Origin of the sequence: Geobacillus sp. (genome assembly GCF_017515625.1) — a bacterium.
Taxonomy (GTDB): domain Bacteria; phylum Bacillota; class Bacilli; order Bacillales; family Anoxybacillaceae; genus Geobacillus; species Geobacillus stearothermophilus.
This window is the reverse complement of record NZ_JAFWFM010000192.1, coordinates 1-6,152: the sequence shown is the minus strand read 5'-3', so window position 1 is coordinate 6,152 and position 6,152 is coordinate 1. Positions and strand designations below refer to the sequence as shown.

The following is a 6,152-nucleotide window of genomic DNA, read 5'->3' as shown; positions in this document are numbered from 1 at the left end:
TTTTTTGTCCCCGTCGCCCTTGACGACTCTTCCGCACCTTTGGCGGGTGTTGGTCAAGGGCGAATCCGGCCCTCCGCATGCCCCACGATGCTCAATGGGATGATCTGTGTGGAGTTTTCATAGAACTTTTGACGCTACCCTACCTCATCCATCGCCAATAGAGAAACAGCTCCACCGCTACCAACAGCGGCAAGCCATAGCCAAAAGCCCGATGGCGCGTTTTATGGCGAAACGTGTACATTCCAGCTGCCGCACCGATGGCCCCGCCCGCAAACGCCAGCAGCCAAAGCGTCCGCTCAGCGGTGCGAAAGCGGCGGCGTTTCGCTTTTTGTTTGTCGAGCCCCATCATAAAAAAGGCAAGAAGATTGATCGCTATTCCGTATTGTACCATATCGATCCCTTTCCTTGATAAGAAAATGGCCATCCTGATCAAGGATGGCCATCGTTGTTATTTATTCAAATTCGCTTTCGCCAAGTCGGCGAGTTGGGCGAACGCGGCTTGATCGTTCACCGCCAAGTCGGCGAGCATTCTCCGGTTCACTTCCACGCCGGCCAGCTTCAAGCCGTGCATCAAACGGCTGTAGGACAAGCCATTTTGGCGAGCCGCCGCGTTGATGCGGACAATCCACAGTTTGCGGAAATCGCGCTTCCGTTGACGGCGGTCGCGATACGCATACATGAGCGATTTCATCACTTGCTGGTTCGCAACTCTATATAACGCGTGTTTCGCGCCGAAATAGCCTTTCGCAAGCTTCAATACTTTTTTGCGACGTCTGCGCGTCACTGGTCCACCTTTTACGCGTGGCATAATCGTTCCCTCCTATAGTCGGTCGTTATTTCAAGTTGTCGAGCATTTGGCGAATGCGTTTGAAATCGCCAGGCGAGACAAGCGTCGCTTTGCGGAGATGACGCTTTTGTTTTTTCGTTTTATTGGCAAACAAGTGGCTCGTATACGCATGGCCGCGTTTCAATTTGCCGCTCGCCGTCTTTTTGAACCGTTTCGCCGAGCCGCGGTGAGTTTTCATTTTTGGCATCACAGTTTCCTCCTTACTTGTTGTCGTTTTTCGGTGCGAGCACGAGAAACATGTTGCGCCCGTCCATTTTCGGCGCCGTTTCGACGACCGCGATGTCGGCACACGCTTCCGATAAGCGGTCAAGGACGCGCTGTCCGATTTCTTTATGGGTGATCGCCCGTCCTTTGAAGCGGATCGTCGCTTTCACTTTATCGCCTTTTTCCAAAAACTTGCGCGCGTTGCGCAGTTTCGTGTTGAAGTCATGCTCCTCGATCGTTGGGCTGAGGCGCACTTCTTTCACATTGATGACCTTTTGCTTTTTGCGCGCTTCTTTTTCTTTCTTCTGCTGCTCGAAGCGGAATTTCCCGTAATCCATGATGCGGCAAACAGGCGGTTTGGCGTTCGGCGCCACAAGCACGAGGTCCAAGTTGCGTCTCGCCGCAATTTCGAGCGCTTCCTGCTTCGACTTGATGCCAAGTTGGTCGCCGTTTTGATCGATCAAGCGCACTTCCCGGGCACGAATTTGCTCGTTGATAATGAAATCTTTGCTAATAATGAGCCACCTCCAAGGTTTTTTCCAACTGGCTTGTTTGCCGGCAGAGCCCGCTCTCAACGAAAAAGCGCGGATGCACAAAGCACCCGCGCACGACGTTCGGACAAAAAGTTGGCGAACCGTAACAACCTGCCAACAGCCTTCTTAGCGTCGGTCAGGTGAGAAGCGGGCGCTTCTGCTTTCGTTACAAACAAGCAATCATTCCACTTTATACACTATACCACCTTGGCGATGGCATGTCAAGGAGCGGCTCTTGATAAACACAACGTCCTTTATTATAATGGATTCTCACTTCGTTAGCAAGAGAAAATTTTCAGTTGACCGCAACAATGCGCTCCAGCCTCCGCCTGCGCGCGAAAAAAAGCGGTCCGAAACGCGTCGGACCGCCATAGGTCGTTCCTTATTTCGCCCGTTTTTCCCGCACGTCTTCCGCTAACAAGGCAGCAAATTCATCAAGCCCCATCGTCCGGCTCTCTTTTTCGCCGTAGCGTCGGACGTTGACCGCTCGCTCGGCCGCCTCTTTGTCGCCGACAACGAGCATGTACGGGATTTTTTGCATTTGCGCTTCGCGGATTTTGTAGCCGATTTTTTCGTCGCGCTCGTCGACTTCAACGCGGAAGCCGCGTTCTTTCAGCGTCCGCTGCACGTCATAGGCGTAATCGAGGTGCGCCTCCGGCGACACCGGGATCACCTTGACTTGAATCGGGGCGAGCCATGTCGGGAACGCGCCTTTGTATTCTTCGATCAAGAACGCGACAAACCGCTCCATCGTCGAGACGACGCCGCGGTGGATGACAACCGGGCGGTGCGGCTTCCCGTCTTCGCCGATGTACGTAAGGTCAAAACGTTCCGGCAAGAGGAAGTCGAGCTGCACCGTTGAGAGCGTTTCGTCTTTGCCGAGCGCCGTGCGCACTTGCACATCGAGCTTCGGCCCGTAAAACGCCGCTTCCCCTTCAGCCTCATAGTAGTCGAGACCGAGCTCGTCCATCGCTTCGCGCAGCATTCGTTGCGCTTTTTCCCACATTTCATCGTCGTCGTAATATTTTTCTTTGTCATGCGGATCGCGGTATGACAAGCGGAACGAGTACTCGTCAAGCCCGAAATCTTTGTATACTTCTAAAATCAAGTTGACGACACGTTTAAACTCGTCTTTGATTTGGTCAGGGCGCACGAAAATATGGGCGTCATTAAGCGTCATGCCGCGGACGCGCTGCAAGCCGGTAAGCGCTCCGGACATTTCGTAGCGGTGCATCGTGCCAAGTTCGGCGATGCGAATCGGCAGCTCACGGTAGCTGTGCAGCTTGCTTTTGTAAATCATCATATGGTGCGGGCAGTTCATCGGACGCAGCACAAGCTGTTCATTGTCCATTTCCATCGGCGGGAACATGTTTTCTTTGTAATGGTCCCAGTGTCCTGACGTTTTGTACAGCTCGACGCTGCCGAGCACCGGCGTATACACATGGTCATAGCCAAGCTCGATTTCTTTGTCGACGATATACCGTTCAATGATCCGGCGGATCGTCGCCCCCTTCGGCAGCCAAAGCGGCAAGCCTTGCCCGACTTTTTGCGACGTCGCAAACAGCTCAAGCTCTTTTCCTAATTTGCGGTGGTCGCGCTCCTTTGCCTCTTCGAGAAGATGCAGATAGCGCTCCAAATCTTCCTTCTTGAAAAACGCTGTCCCGTAAATGCGCTGCAGCATTTTGTTGTTGCTGTCACCGCGCCAGTAGGCCCCCGAGATGCTGAGCAGCTTGAATTCTTTGATCTTGCCGGTCGACGGCACGTGCACGCCGCGGCAAAGGTCGAAAAACTCGCCTTGCTCGTAAATGGAAATCGTCTCGCCTTCTGGAATATCAGCGATCAACTCGAGCTTCAACTCATCGCCGATTTCTTCATACAGCCGGATAGCTTCTTCACGGCTCACTTCTTTGCGGACGATATCCAAGTTTTCTTTGACAATGTTGCGCATTTCCGCCTCAATTTTCGGCAAATCGTCCGGCGTCAGCTTATGCTCCATATCGATATCATAGTAGAAGCCGTTTTCAATAACGGGTCCGACGCCGAGCTTGACGTTGCGATACAGCCGTTTGATCGCCTGCGCCATTAAATGGGCGGCGCTATGGCGCAAAATATCAAGCGCCTCTGGCATATCTTGGGTGATAATCACCAGCTCGCCGTCCTCATGAAGCGGCGTGCGCAAATCGACGAACCGGCCGTTCAGTTTCCCGGCGATCGCTTTTTTCTTCAGCCCCGGACTGATCGACGCGGCGATGTCTTCGGTCGATGTCCCGCTCGCAAACTCCTTTTGCGCCCCGTCCGGGAACGTGATGCGAATCATGTCTGGCATCGGCAATCACTCCTTTGTCATAGTTAAAAAAGAAAAAAACTCCTCCCTCAAAAGGGACGAGTTTTCGTCGTGGTTCCACCCTTCTTCCCATGGCAACACAACGCCATGGCTCAACAATAATAACGGCTAGCCACCGGCGGCAACTACTGGGCGCTCCGTTCGCTGCCGCAGCTCTGAGGGGGTAAGCGCATTTTTCGTGTTAGGAAGGTTCCAGCCGCCGCCTTCCCTCTCTGGAAACCGTAAAAATGCACCCATATCCTCGTCATCGCTTGTCTATGCGGTTATTCATGTACGATATTATAGCGGAACCGAAAAGAAAAATCAAGATTCTTCCCCATTTCCGGCGCTGGCGACAAACAAGCGGGAAAAATCAGCGCGGCGGCGGAGGCGAAGCCGCTCTTGAAACACGTTTTGCAGCGTCTGCACCATGCCGTCATCCGGGTGGTCGGTATACAGCTCAATTTCCGCCGGAGCAAGCGAGACAAGCGGCGCGAGCACCGAAGAATCGATATACATCGGCTGGCTGACGACGAGATGGCGGTCGATCAGCTGTTTCACTTCCGCCGCCGACAGCTCGCGGCGGTGGCGGTCGTAAAACACGAAGTGCGGCGGGTCGTGCACCAAATACAGGAGCGGCCATTGCGGCGTCCGGCCAACCAGGCATTCGCGCAGCATTTGCACGAAAGTTTGATACTCTTGCTCCAATTTGTACTCGTCAATCGCGAGCCCGACATAATGTTCAAGCCGCTCGATGTACGGCTTCAGCCGAAAGGTGACAAACGACGAAAACGAGAAGGACAGCCCGTCGCGCAAAAACGAAGCGCACGCCTCGCGCAGCAGCGCCATGCGCGAAGCAGCAAACTCCGCCCCTTTCTGATAATCGCGCCGTTCACCGTCCAAAAACGAATGGGCGAGCGCCAAAATTTGCTGCTGTTCCTCGCGGTCGCGAAAATAAAAGACACCGGAAATGATCGACAACAACAGCCGGTCTTCGAGGACAGACTGCACAAATGCAGTCATGGCTGGTATGATATACGTCTCGAGCACGTGCTTCTCGTCGCCGTATATGTAAACCGCCACGATCTTGTTTCCGTCGTAAGCGGCGTGAAACAGCGGACAGGCATCCCGTTTCCGTTCATTCAGCAGCCAAAACAGTTTCTCCGCCTCGCTTGCCTTGTCAAAATGGATTTCGATCACCCGCTGTCCCCCCTTCTCCGAGATCAACACTTGGTTTATATATATGGGGACAATCAGCTGTTTAGACTAAAAAAGCGCAAAACGTCCAACGTTTCCCGCCTACAGGGCTGCGGCGGACGGAGCGCACAGACATTCGCAACGGGTTCATTCGCCAAGATGCTCCGCTCCTTGGCGGCTGGCGGAGAATGCATCCTTTCCGCCCCAGCGCAGAAAAACGGCGCCCCCTTGCGTCAGGGGACGCCTTAAGCGCGCCGTTTGACCGCTTATCCATCATTCGCGGCGGTTTGGCCCGGTAATTTCAACCGGGTGCGCGAGTGAGCGGATCCGCTCCATAATGCGGGCGGCTTTCACTTTTTCTTCCTCGCCGCGCTGCGAATACGTCAAATGGTGGGCGAGTTGCTTCATATCAAAGTTGGAGGTGAAAAAGGTCGGCAAATTTTCAAACATCCGGTATTGCAAAATTGGGCCGAGCACATCGTCGCGCACCCAGCTCGACATCGCCTCCGCTCCAAGGTCATCGAGCATGAGCACCGGCACTTTTTTCACATAATCGAGCTTTTCGTTCATCGTCTGATCTTGCAATGAATGCTTCAGCTCGCGAAACAGCTCCGGCACATAGACGATGAGCGACGGAATGTTCCGTTTCGCCAGTTCATTGGCGATCGCCCCGAGCAAATACGTTTTGCCGACGCCGAACGACCCGTACAAGTACAATCCTTTCATTTTTTTCCCCGGCTCGTACTCCGTCACGAACTTCTCTGCAAACTGGATGGCTTTAATGCGCCCATCGTCGCTAAGATCCACATCCGACAGCGAAGCTTGCAAAATTTCCCGCGGCACGAACATGCTTTGAATGAGCGCTTCCTGCCTTCTCCGTTCATCATCTTGCACTTTTTTCGGGCAGCGGTCGTATTCAACGTCAATTCGCCCGCCGGCGACCACCAAGTTCGGATGATACCCCGGCAACATATTTGGGCATTGCTCGAGCCCTGGGCACTGGCGGCAATGGCCATGTTGCTCGATAAATTCGTACAGCTTCATTAAA

At 53.7% G+C, this 6,152-nt stretch carries 7 protein-coding genes and 2 other annotated features; all 7 genes read right to left on the bottom strand.

Annotated elements, in window-relative coordinates:
• Positions 1 to 139: 139 nt before the first annotated feature.
• Positions 140 to 391: a DUF1294 domain-containing protein gene (locus IKE44_RS11250; protein WP_049624978.1), complete on the bottom strand. Its 252-nt coding sequence runs from the start codon at positions 389 to 391 to the stop codon at positions 140 to 142.
• A gap of 57 nt (positions 392 to 448) precedes the next feature.
• On the bottom strand, positions 449 to 808 hold the full coding sequence (gene rplT / locus IKE44_RS11245) for a 50S ribosomal protein L20 (RefSeq protein ID WP_287465931.1): 360 nt from the start codon (positions 806 to 808) through the stop codon (positions 449 to 451).
• Between the two features lie 25 nt (positions 809 to 833).
• Complete coding sequence (gene rpmI / locus IKE44_RS11240; RefSeq protein ID WP_011232191.1) at positions 834 to 1,034, bottom strand: 50S ribosomal protein L35; 201 nt, start codon at positions 1,032 to 1,034, stop codon at positions 834 to 836.
• Positions 1,035 to 1,047: 13 nt separating this feature from the next.
• Positions 1,048 to 1,626, bottom strand: coding sequence for a translation initiation factor IF-3 (gene infC, locus IKE44_RS11235; RefSeq protein WP_080706499.1), 579 nt, complete (start codon positions 1,624 to 1,626; stop codon positions 1,048 to 1,050).
• Positions 1,622 to 1,753 (bottom strand) — a sequence feature (ribosomal protein L20 leader region). (Overlaps the previous gene by 5 nt.)
• 213 nt (positions 1,754 to 1,966) lie before the next feature.
• The gene (thrS, locus tag IKE44_RS11230; RefSeq protein WP_055358669.1) at positions 1,967 to 3,910 is read right to left on the bottom strand and encodes a threonine--tRNA ligase; all 1,944 of its coding nucleotides are present in this window, start codon (positions 3,908 to 3,910) and stop codon (positions 1,967 to 1,969) included.
• Between the two features lie 49 nt (positions 3,911 to 3,959).
• Positions 3,960 to 4,185: a binding site (T-box leader), on the bottom strand.
• A gap of 46 nt (positions 4,186 to 4,231) precedes the next feature.
• Positions 4,232 to 5,107, bottom strand: coding sequence for a putative sporulation protein YtxC (gene ytxC, locus IKE44_RS11225; protein ID WP_287465929.1), 876 nt, complete (start codon positions 5,105 to 5,107; stop codon positions 4,232 to 4,234).
• A 270-nt stretch (positions 5,108 to 5,377) separates the two neighbouring features.
• Positions 5,378 to 6,152 (bottom strand): primosomal protein DnaI (gene dnaI, locus IKE44_RS11220; protein ID WP_287465927.1); only part of this gene is annotated, 775 nt, incomplete at its 5' end.

Coding starts and splice junctions, on each gene's coding strand:
- IKE44_RS11250 (WP_049624978.1), bottom strand. CDS start 391: ATGGTACAATACGGAATAGCGATCAATCTTCTTGCCTTTTTTATGATG.
- rplT (WP_287465931.1), bottom strand. CDS start 808: ATGCCACGCGTAAAAGGTGGACCAGTGACGCGCAGACGTCGCAAAAAA.
- rpmI (WP_011232191.1), bottom strand. CDS start 1,034: ATGCCAAAAATGAAAACTCACCGCGGCTCGGCGAAACGGTTCAAAAAG.
- thrS (WP_055358669.1), bottom strand. CDS start 3,910: ATGCCAGACATGATTCGCATCACGTTCCCGGACGGGGCGCAAAAGGAG.